We start from the raw sequence: 23,372 nt of genomic DNA, 5'->3' as shown, positions 1-23,372 counted from the left end.
TCCAGTGTTCAGGGCACCGTCAGCCCAAAGCCCTGGATCAGACGTCGCGTGGCGAAATCCGTCTTGCCCGAGGTGAAGATGGCGATGTCGGGATCGTTTTCGCCGGACGGTTCGCCGACCGGTTCCAGCAACGACATGGCTCGTCGCGCGATTGCTTCTGCCGGATCGATCCAGTCGACCGGCCAAGGCGCCGTCTTGCGCATGCGGTTGGCGAGGAACGGATAATGCGTGCAGGCGAGCACGACGATGTCGGTGCGATTGCCCTCACGCTCGATGAAGCACGGCGCGATCTCGGCGCGCACGGCTTCTTCCTCGACAAACCCTTCGCGCATATAGACCTCGGCCAGCCCCGCCAGCCGGTCGCTGCCGACCAGGCGAACGTGGCACTTCTGCGCCCATTTGCTGATCAGGTCGCGTGTGTACTGGCGCTTCACTGTGCCCGGCGTCGCCAGCACCGAGACGAGGCCGGACCGCGTGCGCTCGGCCGCCGGCTTGATTGCCGGCACGGTGCCGACGAAGGGATGGCCGGGAAATCTCTGGCGCAACGCTTCGATCACCAGCGTCGAGGCGGTGTTGCAGGCGATTACCGAAATGGCCGGCTGAAAGCGATCCAACAATTTGCCGAACAGCGCAAGTATATGTTCCTCAAGTGCCGGCTCTTCCCAGGCCCCAAACGGGAATGCCGCATCGTCGGCAACATAGACGAAACGGCGGTCGGGCATCAGGACGCGCGCCTCGCGCAATACTGTCAGCCCGCCGATACCGGAATCGAACATCAGGATCGGACGCTGGCTTGATCGATCGTTCATCGTCATTCGCCCCAGGAAAGAAGCCGGCCCGTGATTTGGGCTGGGTCGCTTCTATCGTGAACGATCATGGTGTTGAAGTGGCCAATGCCAGCAGCTTTTGCGCAGCGCAATCTGTTCAGAGGCCGCGCTTGCCGAAACCGGCGCGGCGCGGCCGGCCGAAAGGCTGCGGAGCCGGCGTTGCGCGGGTGGCCGCCGCAGCGGCCCGCGGCTGCGAAACGGCGGCGCTCGTCGCCATCCGGTCGGCACCTAAAGGCGCCGCCAAGGGGCCGTCGAAGTCGAAAACCGATGTCAGCTCATCGATGTTGCTGCCGGCGACCGGCTTTGCCCACAGGATCGTGCACCAGAGGCCGAATATGGCAAGGCCGAGCAAGTTCAGGCCGCCGGGTACGCTTTCAGGATTGCCGAAATCAATAACCAGCAAGGTGCCAGCCTGCAGAAAGGCATAGATGGCGGAAAAGACGATATAGGACCACAGGATCCAGCCGGATCCGTTGGCATCGCGGCTGCGGCGCCAGGCGGTGTTGCCGCGCAGCGCGACGAAGATGAGCGACACAATGAGGGCCGCGCCGGCCATACTTTGCCGCGACGGGCCGGGCATCGAATTGAGCAGCCCGGCGAAACCGATCGTGCCTGCAATGCAAATGACGATCGCCGCCGCCTCGGCCACCGTAAGGCAGACGGAGTAAAGGAAGAAGCGCAAACGGCCAATATTGGACGTCAACATGTGCCACCCACCGTTTTAGCAACAATGGATTGGAACCGAATAATATTCGGTTACTTCGGCCGCTCGAAGCTTAGAGATTTTAACCTTCTTTGTCTGTCGCCTTGGGCCGCGCCGCGGCCGGGAGCCGCCTCGGATCATCTCCCGGCGAGCCATCGCCGCGCGGCATGGCCGGCGAGAACCTGTCGAGCGACGAGATGATGCCGCGCAGCACCTTGAGCTCGGGCTCGGCGAAGCCGGCGCGCGTCAGCACGGCGCGCAGATTGTCGACCATCTTCGGCTTTTTGCCTTCCGGACGGAAATAGCCGCGCGCTTCCAGCGCGCCTTCAAGATAGGCAAACAGGCTGTGCAACTGCTCCTTGGTCGCCGGCGCCAGCTCCGGGGCGGAGAAATTGGTCGCAGTCTCGTCGGCGAGACCGGACTTCATCCATTCATAGGACATCAATAGCACGGCCTGCGCGATGTTAAGCGAGGAGAAGCCGGGATCGACGGGAAAGGTGACGATCTCGTCGGCGAGCCCCACCTCATCATTGTAAAGGCCGAAGCGCTCGCGGCCGAACAGGATGCCGGTGCGCTGCCCCGCCTCGACCCGCGCTCTCAGCGCCCTGCCCGCTTCGACCGGCCCGCGCACCGGCTTGAAACCGTCGCGCTCGCGCGCGGTTGTGGCGAAGACGAAATTCAGGTCGGCTATCGCCGAAGCGAGGTCGTCGAAGACTTTTGTGGCATCGATGACATGGTCGGCGCGGCTCGCGGCGGCGCGCGCCTTCTCGCTCGGCCAGCCGTCGCGCGGGTTCACGAGCCTGAGCTCGGATAAGCCAAAATTCGCCATCGCCCGCGCGACCATGCCGATGTTCTCGCCGAGCTGCGGCTCGACGAGGATGATCGCCGGCCCGGCGGACGCGGTCTTGGCGGGGTCTTTGGTGGTGGGCATGGGCTTGTCGGTAACCAGGGTTTGCGGCGTTTCGGCGTCCCCTGCCACATCCGGCCCGGAAAATGAAGCATTCACAACAATGGTACCGGTCCGTGGCCAGCCGATCGCGGTTTGCGCGCTCAAAGCGGCTTTGATATACGCTCCGCAACCCCGGCCGAAAGCCATGCTGGCAAGGCCGTTCAGATCCCCAGCAACGAGGCATTCTTTCCATGGCGAAGATCAAGGTGGCGAACCCGGTCGTCGAACTCGACGGCGACGAGATGACCCGCATCATCTGGCAGTTCATCAAGGACAAGCTGATCCACCCTTATCTCGATCTTAAGCTGGACTATTTCGACCTCGGCATCGAGAACCGCGACGCCACCAACGACCGGGTGACGGTCGACTCCGCTAACGCCATCAAGAAATGGGGCGTCGGCGTCAAATGCGCCACGATCACCCCCGACGAGCAGCGCGTCGAGGAATTCAAGCTGAAGAAGATGTGGAAGTCGCCGAACGGCACCATCCGCAACATTCTTGGCGGCACCATCTTCCGCGAACCGATCATCATGAAGAACGTGCCGCGCCTGGTGCCGGGCTGGACCAAGCCGATCATCGTCGGCCGCCATGCCTTCGGCGACCAGTATCGCGCCACCGACTTCCGCTACCCCGGCAAGGGCAAGCTCTCGATCAAGTTCGTTGGCGAGGACGGCCAGGTGATCGAGCACGACGTGTTCGACGCTCCCGGTGCCGGCGTCGCCATGGCCATGTACAATCTGGATGAATCGATCCGCGAATTCGCCCGCGCCTCGCTGAATTACGGCCTGCTGCGCAACTATCCGGTCTATCTGTCGACCAAGAACACCATCCTCAAGGCCTATGACGGCCGCTTCAAGGACATCTTCCAGGAAGTCTACGAGGCCGAATTCGAGGCCGAGTTCAAGGCCAGGAAGCTGTGGTACGAGCACCGGCTGATCGACGACATGGTCGCTTCCAGCCTGAAATGGTCCGGCGGCTATGTCTGGGCCTGCAAGAACTATGACGGCGACGTCCAGTCGGATACCGTGGCGCAAGGTTTTGGCTCGCTCGGCCTGATGACCTCGGTGCTGATGACGCCGGACGGCAAGACCGTGGAAGCCGAGGCCGCGCACGGCACCGTCACCCGCCACTATCGCCAGCACCAGAAGGGCGAAGAAACCTCGACCAACTCGATCGCCTCGATCTTCGCCTGGACGCGCGGCCTCGCCCACCGCGCCAAGCTCGACGACAATGCCGAACTGAAGCGCTTCGCCGAAACGCTGGAAAAGGTCTGCATCCAGACCGTCGAGTCCGGCTTCATGACCAAGGACCTGTCGCTGCTGATCGGCCCCGACCAGCCCTGGCTTTCCACCACCGGCTTCCTCGACAAGATCGACGAGAACCTGCAGAAGGCCATGGGGTAAGAAGCGGTGGACGATGCCGGCGAAAAGGCCCGTCTTTGCGCCGGCAACAATGCCGATCTCTATCAGGCAGTTTTCAAGGCGCATGGGCTGAGCGACCGGCGGAGCGATCTCTTCTGGTCGAGCGATGAGCAAGCGCCTCCCTACTATTCCAACGCCGCCACACTGGATGCCGATGCCGTAGACGCTCAGCTTGCCGAAATTGGCAGGTTGGCATCCGTTATGGCCAACAGCTTTGCGGTGAAGGACGGATTTTGCCGCCTCGATCTCCAACCGCTCGGGTTCCGGCAGCTCTTCGAATCAAGCTGGATCTGGATGGACCTGGCTCACCCGATTGAAGCGCCTTCCGACTGGGAACGAGTCGAGGACGCTTCAAGCCTGGAAAAGTGGGAACTCGCCTGGGCGGATGGTGGAAACCCGTCCACCGGCCAGGTCTTTCCCGCAGCGATCCTGAAAGACGACACCATCGCTATGCTCGGCCGGCGAACGGCCGACGGCTTCAGCTCCGGTTGCATCGCCAACAGGTCGGAGCAGGTGATCGGGCTGTCAAATGTCTTCGCCACCGGCGGCCGTTCGGCATATCGCGATGCCGCGGCAGCCGCCGCCCACGCGTTTACCGGAAGGCGCGCCCTCGTCGGATATGAACGCGATGGCGCGCTGGATGAGGCGCTGGCCTGTGGCTTTCAGTCCACCGGCATGCTGCGCGTCTGGCTGCGGGATTTGGTTGAAAGTGGGCCTGGCTGACCGCGACTGCGTCCATGACCATGAAGGAATGACGGATGGCAAAGCCTGTTCTCTACGGCGCCGACTACAGCGTCTATGTCCGCATCGCGCGGATGACGCTGGAGGAAAAGGGCGTCGGCTACGAGCTTGTGCCTGTCGACATCTTCGCGCCCGAGGGCATTCCGGCCTGGTATCTCGAGCACCACCCGTTCGGCCGCATCCCGGCCTTCGAGCATGACGGCTTTCGCCTCTTCGAAACCAATGCCATCACGCATTATGTCGACGAGGCCTTCGAGGGTCCGGTCCTGCAGCCCATCGATGCGCGCGGCCGCGCCAGGAAGACCCAGATTGCCGGCATGCTCGACGCCTATGGTTATCGCGCCATGGTCTGGGACGTCGCCGTGGAGCGGCTCGAAAAGACGACGCCCGACGAAGACCTGATCGCCGCCGGCCTGCGGCAGGCGGAGACGGTGCTTAAGGTGCTGACGTCGCTGAAGGCAAACGGGCCTTGGCTGCTTGGCGACCGACTGACCCTGGTCGACCTGCACGCGGCACCCATCATCGCCTATTTCGTCAAGGTCACGGAAGGGCGCGATCTGCTGGAGCGGTTTTCGGATATTCAGGATTGGTATTCGCGGGTGACCGAACGGCCGAGCTTTGCACGAACTGAAAAGGCCTAGTGATCTGGTGGGCCTCGCAGTACTGAATAGCCCACGAACGACAATTACGAGCATCGGCGCCGCCCCTCATTGCCCTGCCGGGCATTTCTCGTAAACGGGGCGAAAGAGGCTGGCCTCGACGCCGCCGCTTTCCTTCAACAATGACGATTGGCGAAAGCCATGATGACAGCGCCCTTCTCCCCGTTCAACGGGGAGAAGATGGCGGCAGCCAGATGAGGGGCAGCGCTACCCTTTGGGAGCTTGCTGCCCAGCTTCGATTCGGTCAGCTCACGCTGCTTCGAGTGCTGCCCTCACCGCCGCGATCGCATCGTTGGCCTTGGAGGCGTCGGGGCCGCCGGCTTGGGCCATGTCGGGACGTCCGCCGCCGCCCTGCCCGCCAAGTGCTGCGGAAGCGACGCGCACCAGGTCGACGGCGCTGAAGCGGCCGGTCAGGTCGTCGGTGACGGCGACGACGACGCTTGCCTTGTTGTCCTCGCCGGCGCCGACGAAGACGACGACGCCGGAGCCGAGCGACTTCTTGCCGGCATCCGCCAGCGGCTTCAGGTCCTTCGGCGCCACGCCGCTGACCGCCTTGGCGAGAAAACCGACACCGGCAACGGTCTCGTTGGTGGGCGGAGCATCGGACACGGCGGTACCAGCGCCAAGCGCCAGCTTCTTGCGCGCCTCGCTCAGCTCCTTCTCAAGCTTCTTGCGCTCATCGAGCAGTGCCTCGACGCGCGCCGGCACGTCGGCCGGCGCGATCTTCAAGGTCGCCGCGGCGGTCTTCAGGCGCTTGTCCTGCTCGTCGAGATGCTTGCGCGCTGCCTCGCCCGTCAGCGCTTCGATGCGGCGCACGCCCGCCGCCACCGCGCTGTCCGACAGGATGCGCACCAAGCCGATATCGCCGGTTGACCTGACATGCGTGCCGCCGCAGAGCTCGACCGAATAGGGCCGGTTGGCCCTGGCGCCATGCAGGCCGGTGCCCATCGAGACGACGCGCACCTCATCGCCGTATTTCTCGCCGAACAGCGCCATGGCGCCCTCGGCAATGGCGTCGTCGACCGACATCAGGCGCGTCGTCACCGGGCTGTTCTGCACGACGATCTCATTCGCCATCCGCTCGACCTCCTCGAGTTCGTCGGGCGAGATCGGCTTGTTGTGCGAGATGTCGAAACGCAGCCGGTCCGGCGCGACCAGCGAGCCCTTCTGCGCGACATGCGTGCCCAGCACCTCGCGCAGCGCCTCGTGGATCAGATGCGTGGCGGAATGGTTGGCGCGCAGCTTGGAGCGGCGCGCGTGGTCGACCTTCAATTCGACAGCCGCGCCCGTTTTGACCGTGCCGCTCGCCACCTTGCCGAGATGCACGAACAGGCCGTCGGCCTTCTTCTGCGTATCGGTGATCTCGATCGAGAAACCCTCGCCGGAGATGACGCCGGCATCGCCCATCTGACCACCCGATTCGCCGTAGAACGGCGTCTGGTTGACGACCACGGCAACGGCGTCGCCCTGGCCGGCGCTGTCGACGGTCTTGCCGTCCCTTACCAGCGCCTGGATAAGACCCTCCGCCTGCTCGGTCTCGTAGCCGAGAAACTCCGTCGCGCCGGTCTTCTCGCGCACCGGAAACCACACCGTTTCGGTCGCGGCCTCGCCCGAACCCGCCCAGTGCGCCCGCGCCTCCGCCCGCTGCCGTTCCATCGCATCGGTGAAGCCGGCAAGGTCGACCGCGATGTTGCGCTGGCGCAGCGCGTCCTGCGTCAGGTCGAGCGGGAAGCCGTAGGTGTCGTAGAGCTTGAAGGCCGTCTCGCCGTCCAGCATGTCGCCGGCATGGAGCGTCTCCGTCGCCTCCGAAAGCAGGCCGAGGCCGCGTGCCAGTGTCTTGCCGAAACGCGTCTCCTCCAGCTTCAGCGTCTCGGTGATCAGCTGTTCGCCGCGCGCCAGTTCCGGATAGGCCTGGCCCATCTCGCGCACCAGCGCCGGCACCAGCTGCCACATCAGCGGCTCTTTGGCGCCGAGCAGCTGCGCATGGCGCATGGCGCGGCGCATGATGCGGCGCAGCACATAGCCGCGGCCTTCGTTGGACGGCAGCACGCCGTCGGCCACCAGGAAGGAGGTGGAGCGCAGATGATCGGCAATGACCCGGAAGGAGGCGACGTTCTCCCGGTCGGGACCGTGCCCGAGCGCGGAAGACGCGGCATCGATCAGATGCTGGAACAGGTCGGTCTCAAAGACGCTTTCCACCCCTTGCAGGATGGAAGCCATGCGCTCCAGGCCCATGCCGGTGTCGATCGACGGGCGCGGCAGGTCGATGCGCTCCTGCTTGGTCACCTGCTCATACTGCATGAACACCAGGTTCCAGAATTCCAGGAAGCGGTCGCCATCTTCCTCCGGGCTGCCGGGCGGGCCGCCCCAGATGTGCTCGCCGCGGTCGATGAATATTTCCGAGCACGGCCCGCACGGTCCGGTATCGCCCATCGCCCAGAAATTGTCGGAGGTTGCGATACGGATGATGCGGTCGTCGGAAAACCCGGCGATCTTCTTCCAGAAACCGGCCGCCTCGTCGTCCGTATGGTAGACGGTGACCAGAAGCTTGTCCTTCGGCAGCCCAAGCTCCCTGGTGATCAGGTTCCAGGCAAGCTCGATGGCGCGCTCCTTGAAATAGTCGCCGAACGAGAAGTTGCCGAGCATCTCGAAGAAGGTGAGATGGCGCGCCGTGTAGCCGACATTGTCGAGGTCATTGTGCTTGCCGCCGGCGCGCACGCTTTTCTGCGCGGTCGCGGCGCGCGAATAAGGCCGCTTCTCCAGGCCGGTGAAGACGTTCTTGAACTGCACCATGCCGGCGTTGGTGAACATCAGCGTCGGATCGTTGCGCGGCACCAGCGGGCTCGACGCCACGATCTCGTGACCCTCCTTGCGGAAATAGTCGAGGAATGTCGACCGGATGTCGTTCACGCCACTCATGGACACTGCCTTTTCGCGAAAACCGCCGGCCAGGCCGGCGGCAATTGGGCTCTGCGTTTCAGAAGATAGAGTGGCCTTTTAGCGGTAGCTCTTGACCCTGTCCAGAAACACGGCAGTTCGTCCCGAGTGGCGACCTTGCCGGCCGCTTCGCCTGTCCCGGAAACGCAAAACCGCCGGCACGAGGCCGGCGGTTTGGTACGCAATATACTGAAGTACTCGATTACATAAGCACAAGACGATAAACCGGAATCATGGCCGAACTCCGGCTAAGCCGACTAATTTCTTTCACCCAAATTCAGGATGGAACCGGCTGCACGCTTTCCCGGAATTGCCCGGCCCTACATGGCGCCGGCTTCATCCTCGAACCCGTCGTCGCCGCTCTCGGCGCCGCCATTTTCGAGGAATTTTTCGGCGATCAGGCCGGCATTCTGCCTGAGCGCCATTTCGATCTCGCGCGCCGTGTCGGGATTGTCGCGCAGGAACAGTTTGGCGTTTTCGCGACCCTGGCCGAGGCGCTGCGAATTGTAGGAGAACCAGGCGCCGGATTTCTCGACGACGCCGGCCTTGACGCCGAGGTCGACCAACTCGCCGGTCTTCGACACGCCCTCGCCATACATGATATCGAACTCGACCACCTTGAAGGGCGGGGCCAGCTTGTTCTTGACCACCTTGACGCGGGTCTGGTTGCCGACGACCTCATCGCGGTCCTTGACCGAGCCGATGCGGCGGATATCGAGGCGCACCGAGGCGTAGAATTTCAGCGCATTGCCGCCGGTCGTCGTCTCGGGCGAGCCGAACATGACGCCGATCTTCATGCGGATCTGGTTGATGAAGATGACCATGGTGTTGGAGCGCGAGATCGAGGCGGTGAGCTTGCGCAGCGCCTGGCTCATCAAACGAGCTTGAAGACCGGGCAGCGAATCGCCCATCTCGCCCTCGATTTCGGCCCGCGGTGTCAGCGCCGCCACCGAATCGACCACCAGCACGTCGATGGCGCCTGAACGCACCAGCGTGTCGCATATCTCCAGCGCCTGCTCGCCGGTGTCGGGCTGCGAGATCAAAAGGTTCTCGAGGTCGACGCCGAGCTTGCGGGCATAGACCGGATCGAGCGCATGCTCGGCATCGACGAAAGCGCAGATGCCGCCCTTTTTCTGGGCTTCCGCAACCGTATGCAGCGCCAGCGTCGTCTTGCCCGAGCTTTCCGGCCCGTAGATTTCGATGATGCGGCCGCGCGGCAGGCCGCCGACGCCGAGCGCGATATCGAGGCCGAGCGAGCCGGTCGGCACGGTTTCGATCTCGACCACCTGCTCGTTGGCGCCGAGCCGCATGATCGAGCCCTTGCCGAAGGCGCGCTCGATTTGCGACAGCGCCGCATCCAGAGCCTTTGATTTGTCCACTGCCTTATCCTCTACAAGCCGCAAAGTATTCTGAGCCATGATACATCACCCCTTGGTCGTCAATGAAGGCCGGACAATCCGTGATCCCTGAACGTTTTGTACCTTTTTTGTTCTCATTTGGCAAGGGGATTCAACCATATGAAAAACAAACAATATCTGGATTTGTTCTTTTTTTGTACCGCTAGCCCGGCAATCAGCCCGCTGCCGCCACAGCGCATTGTTTTCTCCCCGGTCCGAATCGCAACCCCGATTGCGGGCCGGCGCGCACAAACCTAGTGTGCGCACGTGAACATGGGGGTCATAGCACAGGCATGCCGACATCCCCAAGAATCCTCGCTTTGGGCGGCGCCCATATCGATCGGCGCGGCCAGGTGTCGGGCACCTATGTGCCTGCGGCCTCCAATCCGGGCATCCTGCGCGAGGATGTCGGCGGCGGCGTCTTCAATGCGCTGCGCAGCGTGGTCAGGCGCGGCGTGTCGGCCTCGCTGCTCTCGGTGCGCGGCGGCGACGCCGCGGCCGACACGGTGTCGGCCGCGATCGCCCGCGCCGGCATTGCCGACCTGTCGGTGGTGTTCCTCGACCGCACGACGCCGAGTTACACGGCGCTGATCGACAGCGACGGCGAGCTGATCGTCGGCTTCGCCGACATGGCACTCTACGAGCTCGCCTTCCCCAAGCAGATCCGACGCGCCAAGGTGCGCGAGGCGATCGCCGCCGCCGACGCCATCCTATGCGACGCCAACCTGCCTTCGGCGGCGCTCGAGTGCCTGGTCGAGCAGGCTGGCGGCAGGCCGGTCTTTGCCATCGCCATCTCGCCGGCCAAGGCGGTGCGCCTGCAGCCGGTGCTCGGCGAGTTGGCGCTGCTGTTCATGAACGGCCGCGAGGCCGCGGCCCTTGCCCATACCGACGCGACAGGTCCTGAGCTGGTCAATGCGCTGAGGGCGACGGGACTGCGGGCCGGTGTGGTGACCGCCGGCAGCGCGCCGGTGCTGGGCTTCAACGGGTCCGGTGTGTTTGCCATCGACCCGCCCGCGCCGCGACGGGTCGCCGACGTCACCGGCGCCGGAGATGCGCTGACCGGCGCCACGGTCGCCGCGCTGCTGCGCGGCCTGCCGTTGCGCGCCGCGCTGCGCGAAGGCGTTGCCGCGGCCATGCTTGCCATCGAGAGCGCCGAGGCAGTGCCAATCTTCACCGCCGCCGGTTTTACGCAGGCGCTTGCACTTGTGCCGAATGCGCGGGAAATGGCATGAGGGCCGCCAGATCATTGTGCCGGAGCCGTTCGCACGCTTCGGATCGGAGACAAAGATGACCCCACAAACCGCCCGCCCCTTCATCGATATCCACCCGCAGGTGGCCGAGGCGCTTGACGCCGGGCGGCCGGTGGTGGCGCTGGAAAGCACCATCATCACCCATGGCATGCCCTATCCCGACAATGGCGCGATGGCGGCCAGGGTCGAGCAGATCATCACCGACGGCGGCGCGGTGCCGGCGACGATCGCGGTGGTCGACGGCCGCATCAAGATCGGACTTTCCGACGGCGAGCGCGAATCGCTGGCCATGACCGGCGACGCCATGAAGCTGTCGCGCGCCGATATCGGCTTTGCGGTCGCGCAAAAGCGCACCGGCGGCACCACGGTGGCCGCCACGATGATCGCCGCGCATATGGCCGGCATAAAAGTATTCGCCACCGGCGGCATCGGCGGCGTCCACAAGGGCGCCGAAAAGAGCTTCGACATCTCGGCCGATCTCGACGAACTGGCGCGCACGCCCGTGATCGTCGTCTCGGCTGGCGCCAAGGCCATCCTCGACATCGAAAAGACGCTGGAAGTGCTGGAGACGCGCGGCGTGCCGGTCATCGGCCACGGTTGCGAGACGATGCCGGCTTTCTGGTCCAGGCAGTCGCGTTTCCGCGCGCCGCTGACCTTGCACAAACCGGAAGACATCGCGCATTTCTACAAGACTAGGGCTGCGCTGGGCCTCGGCGGTGGCGTGCTGATTGCCAATCCGGTGCCGGAAAACGAGGAAATCCCGGCCGGCGAGATGGCCGGCTACATCGAGGCGGCGCAAAAGGCCGCCGAGGCGTTGAACGTCACCGGCAAGGCGGTGACGCCCTTCCTGCTATCGAAAATCCTGGAATTGACCGGCGGCCGAAGTTTGAAAACCAACATCGCGCTGGTCGAGAACAATGCGCGGCTGGCGGCGCAGATCGCGAAGGCGTTGTAGCCTTATCGGCGGAGGGTGCCCCCTCACCCGGATTGCCAAAACCGAATTGCAAAGGGCAATTCGGGGCAATCCGACCTCTCCCCGAGGGGAGAGGAGCCTGCAGGCGCCAAACCTCTTCTCCCCAGTGGGGAGAAGGTGGCCGCGAAGCGGCCGGATGAGGGGGCGGCCTCGACTTACCCTTCGTAGCGGCCAAATCACTTCCCCGCCCTTCGCCCCGCCTCGTAAGCTCGCCGTGCCCAGACCGCCATTTCGTCCGGATCGTCGAAGGCGCTGTCGGGAATGCTCCAATAGGGCATCGCCACCTGTTTGCCGTGCCGCGATCCGGTATAGGTCCATTGCTTGCAGCCGGCCGCCTCAAAAACGGGCGCGCTCTCTTCGTCGGCCTTGAGCATCAGCTCGCCGCGCATGACGGCCGCGACGATGACGCCGTCGCAATAGATGCCCTTGCCGCCGAACAGTTTCCTGATGCTGATCGGACCCAGGCTTTCGAACAGTTCTTCAAGGCGCTCGTTATCCATGCCGCAATCATGTCATCGCCTTTGCGCCCTGTCATCGCGGCAACCAAAATCATGCTGAAAAGTTGAAAACTGAAACGGAGTTCCCCCTCATGCCCGTCCTGCTCAAAGGCTCCTGCCGCTGCGGCGCCGTCCATTTCGAGGTGCAGAGCCACACGCCGGTGCCGTTCATGCTTTGCTACTGCTCGATCTGCCGCAAGCAGCAGGGCGGCGGCGGTTTCGCCATCAATCTGGGCGCCGATTACGAGACGCTGAACGTCAGGGGCAGGCGCAGCCTCGGCTTCTTCCGGGCCGAGATCGAGGACGACGAGCACCCGCAATGCGAGATCTCGACCGGCGAGCGCAATTTCTGCCGCAAATGCGGCGCGGCGCTCTGGCTCTACGATCCGACCTGGCCGGATCTCGTCCATCCCTTCGCCTCGGCGATCGACAGCGATCTGTCGATACCGCCGGAAAAGGTGCATCTGATGCTGAAATACAAGGCAAACTGGGTCGAACCCGAGATCGGCAAGAACGACAAAGTGTTCGACGTCTACCCGGAAGAATCGATCGCCGACTGGCACAGGCGCACGGGCATGTGGGTGGATTAGTAACGGAGGCCGAAATGAACCTCACGACGCATAAGAAATTCAAGGGCGATCGTTTGATGCCATGGGGCAAAGGCACGGTCGTCACCGGCGCCAAAGGCTATGTTTTTCTATGCGGCAACACCGCGACCGTCGACGATTACGATCCGTCGAAGCATCAGGGCGGCGCTGTCGGCGACCCGGCTGCGCAGTGGCGCGCGATCCTTGCCAACATCAAAGCGGATCTGGAGGAACTGGGCAGCTCGCTGGAATACCTGGTCAAGATAACATTTTACGTCAAAGGGCCGTTTCCAACGGGCGGAGTCCTGAGCTCACCCAATTTCCGCCTGGACGTGCTGGATGAATTTTTCGAGGAACACTGTCCGAAGCACTGCAGCTACAACAACCCGCCGCCGTCGGAGGTGATCGGCGTTGCCGCCCTGGCGCAACCTGACCTTGTCGTCGAACTCGTCGTGATCGCCGCGCTGCCCGACTGAACGGAAAGCGTCGGCCACCCTCTCAGGCCGAAGCGCGCGCCTCGGCGAGCGCCTTCAGATCGGCTGGCTTCAGCTCGACCGATTCGCCGCAGCCGCAGGCCGAGCTCTGGTTCGGGTTCTTGAAGGTGAACCCGGTGCGCAGTGTCGTCTGCTCGAAATCCATCTCGGTGCCGAACAGGAAAAGGGCAGCCTCGGGCGCGATATAGACATGCGCGCCGTCGCGCTCGATATGGTCGTCCTTGGCATTCGGCTCGGTCACCAGATCGACCGTGTATTCCATGCCGGCGCAGCCGCCCTTCTTGATGCCGAGGCGGATGCCATGCGCGTTCTCGCGCGTGGCGACGATCTCGCGGACCCGATCGGCGGCCTTTTCGGTCATTGTGATGACGGCAAAGCGTCCCATGTCATTCTCCACGTTCGCGCGGGTTCAAGGCCCGCGGAATGAGTCTTTCCCTAAAATGGTGAAGTTTCACCTGGGGTGCAAGTCCGGCTCAATACCACCCGACCGCGACCTGCGCCTCTTCCGACATGCGATCGGGAGACCAGGGCGGATCGAACGTCATGTTGACCTCGACGCCGGACACGCCCTCGACGGCGCCCACGGCATTTTCCACCCAGCCGGGCATTTCGCCCGCCACCGGGCAGCCGGGCGCGGTCAGCGTCATGTCGATCTTGACCGAGCGGTCGTCCTCGATGTCGATCCTGTAGACGAGGCCAAGCTCGTAGATGTCGGCCGGGATTTCAGGGTCATAGACGGTCTTCAGCGCCGAGACGATATCGTCGGTCAGCCGCGCCAGTTCGTCGGCGGGGATGGCCGGGGCCGAGACGATACCGTTGCCGGCCGTTGCCGGGGCGGTCTCTGCGGTGGTGCTCACATCGTCCATGGTCGTCATCCGAAAAACTTGCGCGCTTTTTCAAGCGCTTCGGCCAAAGCGTCGACTTCGGCCCTGGTATTATACATGCCGAACGATGCCCTGCATGTGGAGGTTACGCCAAAACGTTTCAACAGCGGCTGGGCGCAATGGGTGCCGGCACGGACCGCAATGCCCTGCCGGTCGATCACCATCGACACGTCATGGGCATGGATTCCCTGCAATTCGAACGAGATGATGGCGCCCTTGCCGGGCGCGTCGCCGAAGATGCGCAGCGAGTTGATGGCGCGCAAACGCTCATGCGCGTAATTCTTGAGGTCCGCCTCGTGGGTTGCGATGCGCTCGCGGCCGACCTTCTCCATATATTCGAGCGCGGCGCCCAGGCCGATCGCCTGCACGATCGGCGGCGTGCCTGCCTCGAAGCGATGCGGCGGCTCGTTGTAGGTGACGATGTCCTCCGTCACCTCCTCGATCATCTCGCCGCCGCCCATAAAGGGCCGCATCTCTTCCAGCCGATCTTTCTTGCCGTAGAGCACGCCGATGCCCGAGGGGCCGTAAACCTTGTGGCCGGTGAAGACGAAGAAATCGCAGTCGAGGTCCTGCACGTCGATCGGCATATGCACGGCGCTCTGGCTGCCGTCGACGAGGGCAGGAATTCCGCGCGAATGCGCGATGCGCACGATCTCCTTGATCGGCGTCACCGTGCCCAGCGCATTCGACATCTGCGTGATGGCGACGAGTTTCGTGCGCGAGGTCAGCCGCTGCTCGAATTCCTCGATATGGAAGACGCCGAGATCGTCGACCGGTACCCAGACCAGCTTCGCACCCTGCCGTTCACGGATGAAATGCCAGGGCACGATATTGGAGTGGTGCTCCATGATCGACAGCAGGATCTCGTCGCCCTCGCCGATCCTCGGCATGCCCCAGCCATAGGCGACGGTATTGATCGCCGAGGTGGTGTTGGAGGTGAAGACGATATTGTCGGTGCTCGGCGCGTTCAGAAACCTCTGCACTGACTTCCGCGCGTTCTCATATGCATCGGTCGCGGCGTTCGACAGGAAATGCAGGCCGCGATGGACGTTGGCGTACTCTTCGGCATAGGCGTGCTGGATGGTGTCGAGCACCACCTGCGGCTTCTGCGCCGAGGCGCCATTATCCAGATAGACCAGCGGCTTGCCGTAGACTTCCCGCGACAGGATCGGGAAGTCGCGGCGGATTGCCTCGACGTCGTAGGTTTCTATCTTCTGGTCCACAGCAATCACCTTCCGATGTGGCTCCCCCTCACCCGACCTCCGCTTCGCTCCGGCCATCCTCTCCCCGGCGGGGAGAGAAGGTCGCCAACGTCGTCGTCTGCCTCTTCTCCCCTCGGGGAGAAGGTGGCCGCAAAGCGGCCGGATGAGGGGGTGGTCGAGGCTATGCCTCGACCACCCTACCCGTGCGTCAAAAACCAGCCGTCGAGCCGCGCTTCCAGTGCCTCGACCAGCGCCTCGTCGTCCAGTTCCTCGATGACTTCCGCCACGAAAGCTTTCACCAGCAAGCCCCGCGCGGTCTTCTCGTCGATGCCGCGCGCCATCAGGTAGAACAGATGGTTGTGGTCGATCTCGGTGACGGTAGCGCCATGGCCGCAGACGACGTCGTCGGCGAAGATTTCCAGCTCCGGCTTGGTCGAGAACTCACCGTCGTCCGACAAAAGCAGCGTGTTGCAGGCCATCTTGGCGTTGGTCTTCTGTGCATATTGATGCACGTTGATGCGGCCCTGGAAGACGCCGCGCGCCTTGCCGGTCACCACATTGCGCATCACTTCGGTCGAGGCCGTGTGCGGCACGGCATGGTCGAGCACCATGGTCACGTCGGTGTGCGTATCGCCGGCCAGAAGATTGATGCCGCGCAATTTGAAATCTGCGCCTTCGCCCGTCGTCCGCACAACGACTTCCTGGCGGACCAGCTTGCCGCCGGCATTCATGACGAACAGCGTCAGCTTCGCATCCTTGCCGACATGCGCCTTGAACTGGGCGAGATGCGTTGCCGTATCCGGCTGCTCCTGGACGATCAGCCAGGTCACGTCGGCACCGTCGCCGACCACCAGTTGGCTGACCGAGCTCACCAGCGCATCAGCGCCCTCGCCCGCCTGGCGTTCGACGATGACCGCTTTGGCGCCGGCGCCGACCCGCGTCAGCAGCCGCACATGCGTCTGGCCGCCGGCCTGCAAATTCTGCAATTCGATCGGCTTTTCCAATTGGGTGCCGTCGGTTATGTCGACGAAATAGCCGTCCGCGACGAAAGCCGTGTTCAGCGCGCCGATCGCATCGTCGTCACCATAGCGATCGAGCCCGGGCGCCACGCTGCCGTCGGTCAGCTTCTCCGACAGGCGTTGCACCGCGACGCCTTCGATCTCCGGCAGTTTGGCATTGGAAACGCCATTCAGCACCGGCAGCACGGCGGAACCCGCCAGTACCGGCTCGAGCGCCTTCACGGCCGTCTCGGCCTCGAAAGCCGGCACCGCCGTCAGCAGCCGGCGCAGATCCGTATAATGCCAGGACTCGACGCGCCGCGTCGGCAGGCCATGCTTGATCGCCTCGATGGCGTCGTCGCGCTTCACCATCACCGCGCCGTCGCCGGGCAGCAGCGACAGCCGCTCGCCGAAGGCATCGATCAACGCCGTCTCGGCTAATGTGCGCTGGGGCTGTGCATGCACGTTCATTGCTCTTGCCTCGACTGCTGGCATCTCACGCGGCTTGCCCGATCACGCCGGCATAGCCATTGGCCTCGAGATCGAGCGCCAGCGACTTGTCGCCCGACTTGATGACCTGGCCCCTGTAGAGGACATGCACCGAGTCCGGCACGATGTGCTCGAGCAGGCGCTGGTAATGGGTGATGACGACGATGGCGCGGTCCGGCGAACGCAGCGCATTGACGCCGTCCGAGACGATCTTCAGCGCATCGATGTCGAGGCCGGAATCGGTCTCGTCGAGCACGCAGAGCCTTGGCTCGAGCAGCTTCATCTGCAGGATCTCGGCGCGCTTCTTCTCGCCGCCGGAGAAGCCGACATTGAGCGGCCGCTTCAGCATCGCCATGTCCATGTTGAGCGAGGCGGCCGCGTCCTTCACGCGCTTCAAAAATTCCGGGATCTTCAGCGGCTCCTCGCCGCGCGCCTTGCGCTGCTCGTTCATCGCCACTTTGAGGAATTCCATGGTCGCGACGCCCGGTATCTCCATCGGATACTGGAAGGCGAGGAAGATGCCGGCGGTCGCGCGCTCGGCCGGATCCATTTCGAGGATCGACTTGCCGTTGTAGAGGATGTCGCCCTCGGTCACCTCATAGTCCTCGCGGCCGGCGAGGATGTAGGACAGCGTCGACTTGCCCGAACCGTTTGGCCCCATGATGGCAGCGACCTCGCCGGCTTTCACCGTGAGGTTCAGGCCGCGGATGATCTCGGTGCCGTCGTCGACGATGCGGGCGTGCAGGTTTCTGATTTCAAGCATTTTCGTTCCGTTCCATCCGTAGCCGTCTGCCCGGCTAAACTCGATTTAACAACTGCTTCAAGGCTTCCAAAAGCCCATGCCAAAAGCCATCAGGCGAATAGGCCGCGATGAGCAAAGCAACGCCGACTGCGGCTAAACCCAACGCCAGCTCCAAAGCCACGTACCAACGGTGCATCCAGTCCTGCAGATACACATGCTTTTCCGCGTATTCGCGCTTGGGCGACCTTGTCACCCCACACTCCCCTCGAGGCTGATGCCGATCAGCTTCTGCGCCTCGACGGCGAATTCCATCGGCAGCTGCTGGATGACGTCCTTGACGAAGCCGTTGACGATCAGTGCGATCGCCTCTTCTTCGGGAATGCCGCGCTGCATGACGTAGAATTTCTGGTCCTCGGAGATCTTCGAGGTCGTCGCCTCGTGCTCGAACTTCGCCGTCGCGTTCTTGGCCTCCATGTAAGGCACGGTGTGCGCGCCGCACTGGTCGCCGATCAAAAGCGAGTCGCAATTGGTGAAGTTGCGCGCGTTGGTCGCCTTGCGGTGCGCCGAGACCTGGCCGCGATAGGTGTTCTGCGAGAAGCCGGCGGCGATGCCCTTGGAGATGATGCGGCTCGATGTGTTCTTGCCGAGATGGATCATCTTGGTGCCGCTGTCGACCTGCTGATAACCGTTCGACACCGCGATCGAATAGAATTCGCCGCTGGAATCGTCGCCGCGCAGGATGCAGCTCGGGTATTTCCAGGTGATCGCCGAGCCGGTCTCGACCTGCGTCCACGAGATCTTCGAACGGTCGCCGCGGCAGTCGCCGCGCTTGGTGACGAAATTGTAGATGCCGCCCTTGCCCTCGGCGTCGCCCGGGTACCAGTTCTGCACCGTCGAATATTTGATCTCGGCATCGTCGAGCGCGATCAGTTCGACCACCGCCGCATGCAGCTGGTTCTCGTCGCGCTGCGGCGCCGTGCAGCCTTCGAGATAGGAGACATAAGCCCCCTCCTCGGCGATGATCAGCGTGCGCTCGAACTGGCCGGTGTTCTTCTCGTTGATGCGGAAATAGGTCGACAGCTCCATCGGGCACCGCACGCCCTTCGGCACGAAGACGAAGGAGCCGTCGGTGAACACGGCCGAATTCAGCGTCGCATAGAAATTGTCGGAGGTCGGCACGACGGAACCCAGATATTTCTGCACCAGCTCCGGATGCTCGCGGATGGCTTCCGAGATCGAGCAGAAGATGACGCCGGCTTCGGCCAGCTCCTTCTTGAAGGTGGTGACGACAGAGACGGAATCGAACACCGCGTCGACGGCGACGCGGCCGGATTTATAGACGTTGTCGCTGGCTTCCTCGAGCTCGGAGGCATCGGTCTTCTGTACGCCGGCCAGGATCTCCTGCTCCTTGAGCGGGATGCCGAGCTTCTCGTAGACCTTGAGCAGCTCGGGATCGACATCGCTCAGCGACTTCGGGCCCGGCGTGCTCTTCGGCGCGGCGTAGTAATGGATGTCCTGGAAATCGATCTTTGGATAATGGACGCGCGCCCAGGTCGGCTCTTCCAGCGTCAGCCAGCGCCGATAGGCGCCCAGACGCCATTCCAGCATCCAGTCCGGCTCGCCCTTCTTCTCGGAGATCAAGCGAATAATGTCTTCGCTCAGGCCCTTGGGGGCCTTGTCCATCGCGATCTCTGTCTGGAATCCGTATTTATACTGGTCGACGTCGATCTTTCGGACTCGATCGATCGTCTCCTGCACAGCAGGCATAAGCGTTCTCCATCCACGCCGGGGTCAAGGCCCGACAGTTTTCAAACTATGGCACCGCTGAAATCGCGTCCCGGCGGGGACTCGCAGCGGAGTAAGCTCCATATAGTGCGTTTCGACCTGGAATTCACCCTGCCAGGACAAAACGCACGGCTCTACCAGGCCGCACGGCCTGAATTCGTTTTTTGACCGCTTCAGGCGGCCCTTTCCTTGCCGGTCCGCCGTGCGGCGATACCCGCCAGGGCCACCCGGAACGCCTCGATCTCCCCGGCGCCGGTGGCATGGCCGATCGACACGCGCAAGGCGCCAAGGCTGTCGCCATGTCCCATCGCCTTCAGCACGTGGCTTGGCCCGACTTTTCCCGACGAGCAGGCCGAGCCCGCCGACAGCGCCACGCCGGCGAGGTCGAAGGCGATCTGCACCGTTTCAGCCTTAACGCCGGGAATAGCGAAGAATGTCGTGTTGGCAAGCCTGGATGCGGCCGTTCCGAAGATTTCCGCGTCCGGCGCCAATTCCTTCACGATCGCCTCGACCTCATCGCGGTGGCGCGTCAAGGCGTCGATATCAGCCAAGCCGGCCAGGGCAACGCGCGCTGCGGCGGCGAATCCGGCAATCCCGGCAGGGTTTTCGGTGCCGGCGCGATGGCCCTTTTCCTGGCCGCCGCCATTGATCAGCGGCCTCGGCATCATCAGGTCGGCCTGAGCGACGATGGCGCCGACGCCCTTTGGGCCGCCGATCTTGTGCGAGGACAGGATCAGATAGTCCGCATAACCGGCCGACATATCGATCGGAATCCGCCCGGCCGCCTGCACGGCGTCGACGACGAGCACGCCGCCCGCCGCCTTGACGATTTCAGCGATGCGCTCGATCGGCTGGATGACGCCGGTCTCGTTGTTGGCGGCATGGATCGCCACCAGCGGCAAGCCGGCCGATTTGTCATGCGAAGCCAAAGCGCTGGCCAACGCGTCGAGGTCGGCAATGCCGTTGCGATCGACGCCGATCTTCGTCATCTGCGCCGCCGGAAACCGGCCGCCACCCAGGATGCAGGGATGATCGGCCGCCGAGACATAAAGATGGCTCATGCGCATAGTGCCGCGTCCCATCTGCCAGTCTGGCGTCAGCAACGTCGAGGCAGCCTCGGTGGCTCCGGAGGTGAAGACGACATGTTCCGGCCTGGCGTTGACCAGCCGCGCCACGTCGCGGCGCGCATCCTCGATCAGCCGCCGCGCCGTGCGGCCCTCGCTGTGGACCGACGACGGATTGGCGGCATCGAGCGCCGCGACCATCGCCGCGCGTGCTTCCGCAATGAGCGGCGCGCTGGCGTTGTAGTCGAGATAGGCGCGGGTTGCGGCCATTTTCGCTCAGTTCGTCCTTTCGCCAACTATCCCGCGAGGATAGCGCGTTATTTCCTTGAAATTGCAAGGCAAGCCGTCCTATTTACGCGGCTTGCGGCGCGGGCGGCCGGACCATTGGTTTCGGCTACCCAGTTTTGAACAATTCTAAACTAGCTTCTAGGAAGACGCTTGCCCGGCGTCAAGGCCGCAGAAGATGGGGCCAGAATTAAGAGTTCCGGGCACGCGCCTTCGTATGCCACGTGGAGTATTTTATGCCTGAGGTCATTTTCGCCGGTCCGGCCGGTCGCCTGGAGGGCCGCTACCAGCCTTCCAAGGAAAAGAGCGCGCCGATCGCCATCGTTTTGCATCCGCATCCGCAGTTCGGCGGAACGATGAACAACAAGATCGTTTACGACCTCTTCTACATGTTCCAGAAGCGGGATTTCACCACGCTCCGTTTCAACTTCCGCGGCATCGGCCGCAGCCAGGGCGAATTCGACCACGGCACCGGCGAACTGTCGGATGCGGCCGCCGCGCTAGACTGGGTGCAGTCGCTGCATCCGGATTCCAAGAGCTGCTGGGTCGCCGGCTATTCGTTCGGATCGTGGATCGGCATGCAGCTCCTGATGCGCCGGCCCGAGATCGAGGGTTTCATCTCCGTGGCGCCGCAGCCCAACACCTACGACTTCTCGTTCCTGGCGCCCTGCCCGTCGTCCGGCCTGATCATCCATGGCGATGCCGACAAGGTGGCGCCGCCGAAGGACGTGCAGGCGCTGGTCGACAAATTGCATACGCAAAAGGGCATCACCATCACGCAGAAGACGATCCCTGGCGCGAACCATTTCTTCGCCAACGACGCCGAGTTGCTGATCGCCGAATGCGCCGACTATCTGGACCGCCGCCTCGCGGGCGAGCTCGCCGATCCGCGGCCGAAGCGGCTGAGATAGGAGTTTTCGGACGATGTATCAGCCTCCGCACTTCAAGGAAACGCGGCAGGAGGTGCTGCACGGGCTGATACGCACCCATCCGCTGGGGCTGCTGGTCTCCAACGGCGCCGAAGGTCCGGTCGCCAATGCTATCCCCTTCCTGCTCGATGACGATGTGCTGCCGAACGGGCGGCTGCGCGCGCATCTGGCCAAGGCCAATCCGCAGTGGCGGCTTCTGGCCGACAACCCGGCATCGCCGGTGCTGGTCGTGTTCCAGGGCGCCGACGCCTATGTGACGCCGTCCTGGTACGAGACCAAGCGCGAGACCGGCAAGGTCGTGCCGACCTGGAACTACGCTATCGTTCAGGTGCGCGGCACGGTCAGGGTGATCGACGACGCCGACTGGATCGCTCAGCAGATCACCGAATTGACGGCATCCCAGGAAGGTGGCCGCGACCTGCCCTGGGCGGTGACCGATGCGCCGCCAGCCTACATCCAGTCGCAGATCAAGGGCATCATCGGGCTGGAGATCGCAATCACCGCCATCGACGGCAAATGGAAGGTCAGCCAGAACCGGCCGGTCGCCGATCGGGTCGGCGTCGCCGAAGGTCTGGAGAGCGAGGCGCCAAACCCGGACGCGCCCGACATGGCCGGAATGGTGCGCGCCTGGGGCGGCATCGACAGCAAATAGGTCCTACGGCTTCTCAACCGAGAGCTGCGCAGCGGAGCCGGCCTGCTCCGGTGCCGGAATCCTGGCGCCGGGCGCGTCGGCCAATCGCAACCGGAAGGTTTTTTTGCGCAGCGGCAGCTTGGACGGCGTCCGGCCGAAGATGAAACCGAGGCGCGCGAACACCAGCCCCGTAACGATTGCGAAGGCCAGTCCCATGCCGAAGCCGGCGACTGTGTCGCTCGGATAATGCGCGCCGACGAAGACGCGCGTCGAGGCAATACAGGCCGTGACGGCCAGGGTGATGGGCCAGCGTCTTGGGAAAAGCAGCAGCAGGATGCCGAAGACGGCGCCCATCGTCGTGGCGTGGCCGGAGGGAAAACCGGCAAAGCGCGCGTCCATGGCGAAGGGATGCAGGGACAGCACGCCGAAAGTGTCGAAATAGAGCGGTCGCGCCCGGCCGATGCCGTATTTCAAAAGGTTGACAGCGATGCCCGAAAGGCCGACCGCGCACAGCACCAGGAACGCAAAGCACGTCCAGTTGTAGACGAAGAGCCGCCCCTGGCGGGAAAGGCCCCGCCAGTCCGTCAGATTGGCCATGACCAGGCACAGCGCCGCCGGAATGAGATACCAGCCGCCCAACCCGAAATCCGTGAAGAAATCGGTGAAATGGACGAAGCCGCGCGGCCATTCCTGCCGCATCGTACCCGCGCCAGCGTCGAGGCGCAGGAACACCGCTGCCGTCAGCAGCACCCAGGCCAACGCCCAGACTGGCCACGCGATCTCCGGATAGCGGGGCCGCCGCGCGGCAAAGCGTTTCCTCACGATACTCATCGTGTCGAGGAAATTGCCGAGCGAGCGGCGATAAAGGGCGGCGGCGAACATGGCTGGGCGCGAGCTTATAGGGTCATTCAAGGCGCAGCGCCAATCA

At 63.6% G+C, this 23,372-nt stretch carries 24 protein-coding genes; 9 read left to right on the top strand and 15 right to left on the bottom strand.

Going from position 1 to position 23,372, the window contains the following annotated elements:
- Window positions 1-8 precede the first annotated feature (8 nt).
- The 3 genes from murI to FJ974_RS16365 form a co-directional block, all read right to left on the bottom strand.
- Window positions 9-809, bottom strand: a complete 801-nt coding sequence (murI, locus tag FJ974_RS16375; protein WP_140533684.1) for a glutamate racemase — start codon at window positions 807-809, stop codon at window positions 9-11.
- Between the two features lie 115 nt (window positions 810-924).
- Window positions 925-1,533, bottom strand: a complete 609-nt coding sequence (locus FJ974_RS16370; RefSeq protein ID WP_140533685.1) for a hypothetical protein — start codon at window positions 1,531-1,533, stop codon at window positions 925-927.
- 79 nt (window positions 1,534-1,612) lie between these two features.
- Complete coding sequence (locus FJ974_RS16365) at window positions 1,613-2,461, bottom strand: RNA methyltransferase (protein ID WP_140533686.1); 849 nt, start codon at window positions 2,459-2,461, stop codon at window positions 1,613-1,615.
- Between the two features lie 209 nt (window positions 2,462-2,670).
- On the opposite strand from FJ974_RS16365, the gene FJ974_RS16360 reads away from it, so the two are divergent.
- From FJ974_RS16360 to FJ974_RS16350, 3 genes are read left to right on the top strand one after another with little or no spacing between them, the layout of a single operon-like run.
- Entirely contained in the window at window positions 2,671-3,882 is a 1,212-nt protein-coding gene (locus tag FJ974_RS16360) for an NADP-dependent isocitrate dehydrogenase (protein ID WP_140533687.1), read from the top strand.
- Between the two features lie 6 nt (window positions 3,883-3,888).
- Window positions 3,889-4,623 (top strand): hypothetical protein, encoded by a 735-nt coding sequence (locus FJ974_RS16355; RefSeq protein WP_140533688.1) that lies wholly within the window; start codon window positions 3,889-3,891, stop codon window positions 4,621-4,623.
- A gap of 35 nt (window positions 4,624-4,658) precedes the next feature.
- Entirely contained in the window at window positions 4,659-5,282 is a 624-nt protein-coding gene (locus tag FJ974_RS16350; protein ID WP_140533689.1) for a glutathione S-transferase family protein, read from the top strand.
- Window positions 5,283-5,549: 267 nt separating this feature from the next.
- Here the strand turns inward: FJ974_RS16350 and alaS are convergent, their stop codons facing one another.
- Window positions 5,550-8,219, bottom strand: coding sequence for an alanine--tRNA ligase (gene alaS, locus FJ974_RS16345; protein WP_140533690.1), 2,670 nt, complete (start codon window positions 8,217-8,219; stop codon window positions 5,550-5,552).
- 338 nt (window positions 8,220-8,557) lie between these two features.
- The gene (recA, locus tag FJ974_RS16340; protein ID WP_140533691.1) at window positions 8,558-9,655 is read right to left on the bottom strand and encodes a recombinase RecA; all 1,098 of its coding nucleotides are present in this window, start codon (window positions 9,653-9,655) and stop codon (window positions 8,558-8,560) included.
- A gap of 272 nt (window positions 9,656-9,927) precedes the next feature.
- Here recA and FJ974_RS16335 point away from each other — a divergent pair, with 272 nt between their 5' ends.
- Both FJ974_RS16335 and FJ974_RS16330 read left to right on the top strand, forming a co-directional pair.
- Window positions 9,928-10,866: a carbohydrate kinase family protein gene (locus tag FJ974_RS16335; protein ID WP_140533692.1), complete on the top strand. Its 939-nt coding sequence runs from the start codon at window positions 9,928-9,930 to the stop codon at window positions 10,864-10,866.
- A 55-nt stretch (window positions 10,867-10,921) separates the two neighbouring features.
- A complete protein-coding gene (locus FJ974_RS16330; RefSeq protein ID WP_140533693.1) occupies window positions 10,922-11,839 on the top strand; it encodes a pseudouridine-5'-phosphate glycosidase in 918 nt (305 codons plus the stop codon).
- 194 nt (window positions 11,840-12,033) lie between these two features.
- Here FJ974_RS16330 and FJ974_RS16325 read toward each other — a convergent pair whose 3' ends face one another.
- Window positions 12,034-12,357, bottom strand: coding sequence for a TfoX/Sxy family protein (locus tag FJ974_RS16325; protein ID WP_140533694.1), 324 nt, complete (start codon window positions 12,355-12,357; stop codon window positions 12,034-12,036).
- Window positions 12,358-12,446: 89 nt separating this feature from the next.
- Here FJ974_RS16325 and FJ974_RS16320 point away from each other — a divergent pair, with 89 nt between their 5' ends.
- Both FJ974_RS16320 and FJ974_RS16315 read left to right on the top strand, forming a co-directional pair.
- Window positions 12,447-12,944, top strand: a complete 498-nt coding sequence (locus FJ974_RS16320; RefSeq protein ID WP_140533695.1) for a GFA family protein — start codon at window positions 12,447-12,449, stop codon at window positions 12,942-12,944.
- 14 nt (window positions 12,945-12,958) lie between these two features.
- Window positions 12,959-13,417, top strand: a complete 459-nt coding sequence (locus FJ974_RS16315; RefSeq protein WP_140533696.1) for a RidA family protein — start codon at window positions 12,959-12,961, stop codon at window positions 13,415-13,417.
- A 22-nt stretch (window positions 13,418-13,439) separates the two neighbouring features.
- On the opposite strand, the gene sufA is transcribed toward FJ974_RS16315, so the two are convergent.
- From sufA to FJ974_RS16275, 8 genes are all read right to left on the bottom strand, one after another.
- Window positions 13,440-13,820 carry a Fe-S cluster assembly scaffold SufA gene (gene sufA, locus FJ974_RS16310; protein ID WP_140533697.1) on the bottom strand — a complete coding sequence of 127 codons (381 nt, stop codon included), beginning with the start codon at window positions 13,818-13,820 and terminating at the stop codon, window positions 13,440-13,442.
- Window positions 13,821-13,908: 88 nt separating this feature from the next.
- A complete protein-coding gene (locus tag FJ974_RS16305) occupies window positions 13,909-14,301 on the bottom strand; it encodes an SUF system Fe-S cluster assembly protein (protein WP_140533698.1) in 393 nt (130 codons plus the stop codon).
- A 5-nt stretch (window positions 14,302-14,306) separates the two neighbouring features.
- On the bottom strand, window positions 14,307-15,542 hold the full coding sequence (locus FJ974_RS16300; protein WP_140533699.1) for a cysteine desulfurase: 1,236 nt from the start codon (window positions 15,540-15,542) through the stop codon (window positions 14,307-14,309).
- 176 nt (window positions 15,543-15,718) lie between these two features.
- Window positions 15,719-16,990, bottom strand: coding sequence for a Fe-S cluster assembly protein SufD (gene sufD, locus FJ974_RS16295; RefSeq protein WP_140533700.1), 1,272 nt, complete (start codon window positions 16,988-16,990; stop codon window positions 15,719-15,721).
- Between the two features lie 25 nt (window positions 16,991-17,015).
- Window positions 17,016-17,771 (bottom strand): Fe-S cluster assembly ATPase SufC, encoded by a 756-nt coding sequence (gene sufC / locus FJ974_RS16290; RefSeq protein WP_140533701.1) that lies wholly within the window; start codon window positions 17,769-17,771, stop codon window positions 17,016-17,018.
- A gap of 34 nt (window positions 17,772-17,805) precedes the next feature.
- Window positions 17,806-18,003 (bottom strand): hypothetical protein, encoded by a 198-nt coding sequence (locus tag FJ974_RS16285; RefSeq protein ID WP_140533702.1) that lies wholly within the window; start codon window positions 18,001-18,003, stop codon window positions 17,806-17,808.
- Window positions 18,000-19,517, bottom strand: coding sequence for a Fe-S cluster assembly protein SufB (gene sufB, locus FJ974_RS16280; protein WP_140533703.1), 1,518 nt, complete (start codon window positions 19,515-19,517; stop codon window positions 18,000-18,002). Before sufB ends, FJ974_RS16285 begins: the two co-directional genes overlap by 4 nt.
- Window positions 19,518-19,708: 191 nt before the next feature.
- The gene (locus FJ974_RS16275) at window positions 19,709-20,869 is read right to left on the bottom strand and encodes a cysteine desulfurase family protein (protein WP_140533704.1); all 1,161 of its coding nucleotides are present in this window, start codon (window positions 20,867-20,869) and stop codon (window positions 19,709-19,711) included.
- A gap of 251 nt (window positions 20,870-21,120) precedes the next feature.
- Between FJ974_RS16275 and FJ974_RS16270 the strand changes: the two genes are divergently transcribed.
- Both FJ974_RS16270 and FJ974_RS16265 read left to right on the top strand, forming a co-directional pair.
- Window positions 21,121-21,795, top strand: a complete 675-nt coding sequence (locus FJ974_RS16270; protein ID WP_140533705.1) for an alpha/beta hydrolase — start codon at window positions 21,121-21,123, stop codon at window positions 21,793-21,795.
- Window positions 21,796-21,808: 13 nt separating this feature from the next.
- Entirely contained in the window at window positions 21,809-22,465 is a 657-nt protein-coding gene (locus FJ974_RS16265; protein WP_140533706.1) for an FMN-binding negative transcriptional regulator, read from the top strand.
- Between the two features lie 3 nt (window positions 22,466-22,468).
- On the opposite strand, the gene FJ974_RS16260 is transcribed toward FJ974_RS16265, so the two are convergent.
- Window positions 22,469-23,326 (bottom strand): phosphatase PAP2 family protein, encoded by an 858-nt coding sequence (locus FJ974_RS16260; protein WP_140533707.1) that lies wholly within the window; start codon window positions 23,324-23,326, stop codon window positions 22,469-22,471.
- Between the last annotated feature and the right edge of the window lie 46 nt (window positions 23,327-23,372).

It is taken from the genome of Mesorhizobium sp. B1-1-8 (assembly GCF_006442795.2).
Classification (GTDB): Bacteria; Pseudomonadota; Alphaproteobacteria; order Rhizobiales; family Rhizobiaceae; genus Mesorhizobium.
The sequence above is the reverse complement of the archived record's forward strand: the minus strand, read 5'-3'. Positions and strand labels throughout refer to the sequence as shown.

Coding starts and splice junctions, on each gene's coding strand:
- FJ974_RS16335 (WP_140533692.1), top strand. CDS start 9,928: ATGCCGACATCCCCAAGAATCCTCGCTTTGGGCGGCGCCCATATCGAT.
- recA (WP_140533691.1), bottom strand. CDS start 9,655: ATGGCTCAGAATACTTTGCGGCTTGTAGAGGATAAGGCAGTGGACAAA.
- FJ974_RS16315 (WP_140533696.1), top strand. CDS start 12,959: ATGAACCTCACGACGCATAAGAAATTCAAGGGCGATCGTTTGATGCCA.
- FJ974_RS16360 (WP_140533687.1), top strand. CDS start 2,671: ATGGCGAAGATCAAGGTGGCGAACCCGGTCGTCGAACTCGACGGCGAC.
- FJ974_RS16320 (WP_140533695.1), top strand. CDS start 12,447: ATGCCCGTCCTGCTCAAAGGCTCCTGCCGCTGCGGCGCCGTCCATTTC.
- alaS (WP_140533690.1), bottom strand. CDS start 8,219: ATGAGTGGCGTGAACGACATCCGGTCGACATTCCTCGACTATTTCCGC.
- FJ974_RS16270 (WP_140533705.1), top strand. CDS start 21,121: ATGCCTGAGGTCATTTTCGCCGGTCCGGCCGGTCGCCTGGAGGGCCGC.
- FJ974_RS16350 (WP_140533689.1), top strand. CDS start 4,659: ATGGCAAAGCCTGTTCTCTACGGCGCCGACTACAGCGTCTATGTCCGC.
- FJ974_RS16330 (WP_140533693.1), top strand. CDS start 10,922: ATGACCCCACAAACCGCCCGCCCCTTCATCGATATCCACCCGCAGGTG.
- murI (WP_140533684.1), bottom strand. CDS start 809: ATGAACGATCGATCAAGCCAGCGTCCGATCCTGATGTTCGATTCCGGT.
- sufA (WP_140533697.1), bottom strand. CDS start 13,820: ATGGGACGCTTTGCCGTCATCACAATGACCGAAAAGGCCGCCGATCGG.
- sufC (WP_140533701.1), bottom strand. CDS start 17,771: ATGCTTGAAATCAGAAACCTGCACGCCCGCATCGTCGACGACGGCACC.
- FJ974_RS16370 (WP_140533685.1), bottom strand. CDS start 1,533: ATGTTGACGTCCAATATTGGCCGTTTGCGCTTCTTCCTTTACTCCGTC.
- FJ974_RS16260 (WP_140533707.1), bottom strand. CDS start 23,326: ATGTTCGCCGCCGCCCTTTATCGCCGCTCGCTCGGCAATTTCCTCGAC.
- FJ974_RS16275 (WP_140533704.1), bottom strand. CDS start 20,869: ATGGCCGCAACCCGCGCCTATCTCGACTACAACGCCAGCGCGCCGCTC.
- sufB (WP_140533703.1), bottom strand. CDS start 19,517: ATGCCTGCTGTGCAGGAGACGATCGATCGAGTCCGAAAGATCGACGTC.
- FJ974_RS16365 (WP_140533686.1), bottom strand. CDS start 2,461: ATGCCCACCACCAAAGACCCCGCCAAGACCGCGTCCGCCGGGCCGGCG.
- FJ974_RS16305 (WP_140533698.1), bottom strand. CDS start 14,301: ATGGACGATGTGAGCACCACCGCAGAGACCGCCCCGGCAACGGCCGGC.
- FJ974_RS16325 (WP_140533694.1), bottom strand. CDS start 12,357: ATGGATAACGAGCGCCTTGAAGAACTGTTCGAAAGCCTGGGTCCGATC.
- FJ974_RS16265 (WP_140533706.1), top strand. CDS start 21,809: ATGTATCAGCCTCCGCACTTCAAGGAAACGCGGCAGGAGGTGCTGCAC.
- sufD (WP_140533700.1), bottom strand. CDS start 16,990: ATGAACGTGCATGCACAGCCCCAGCGCACATTAGCCGAGACGGCGTTG.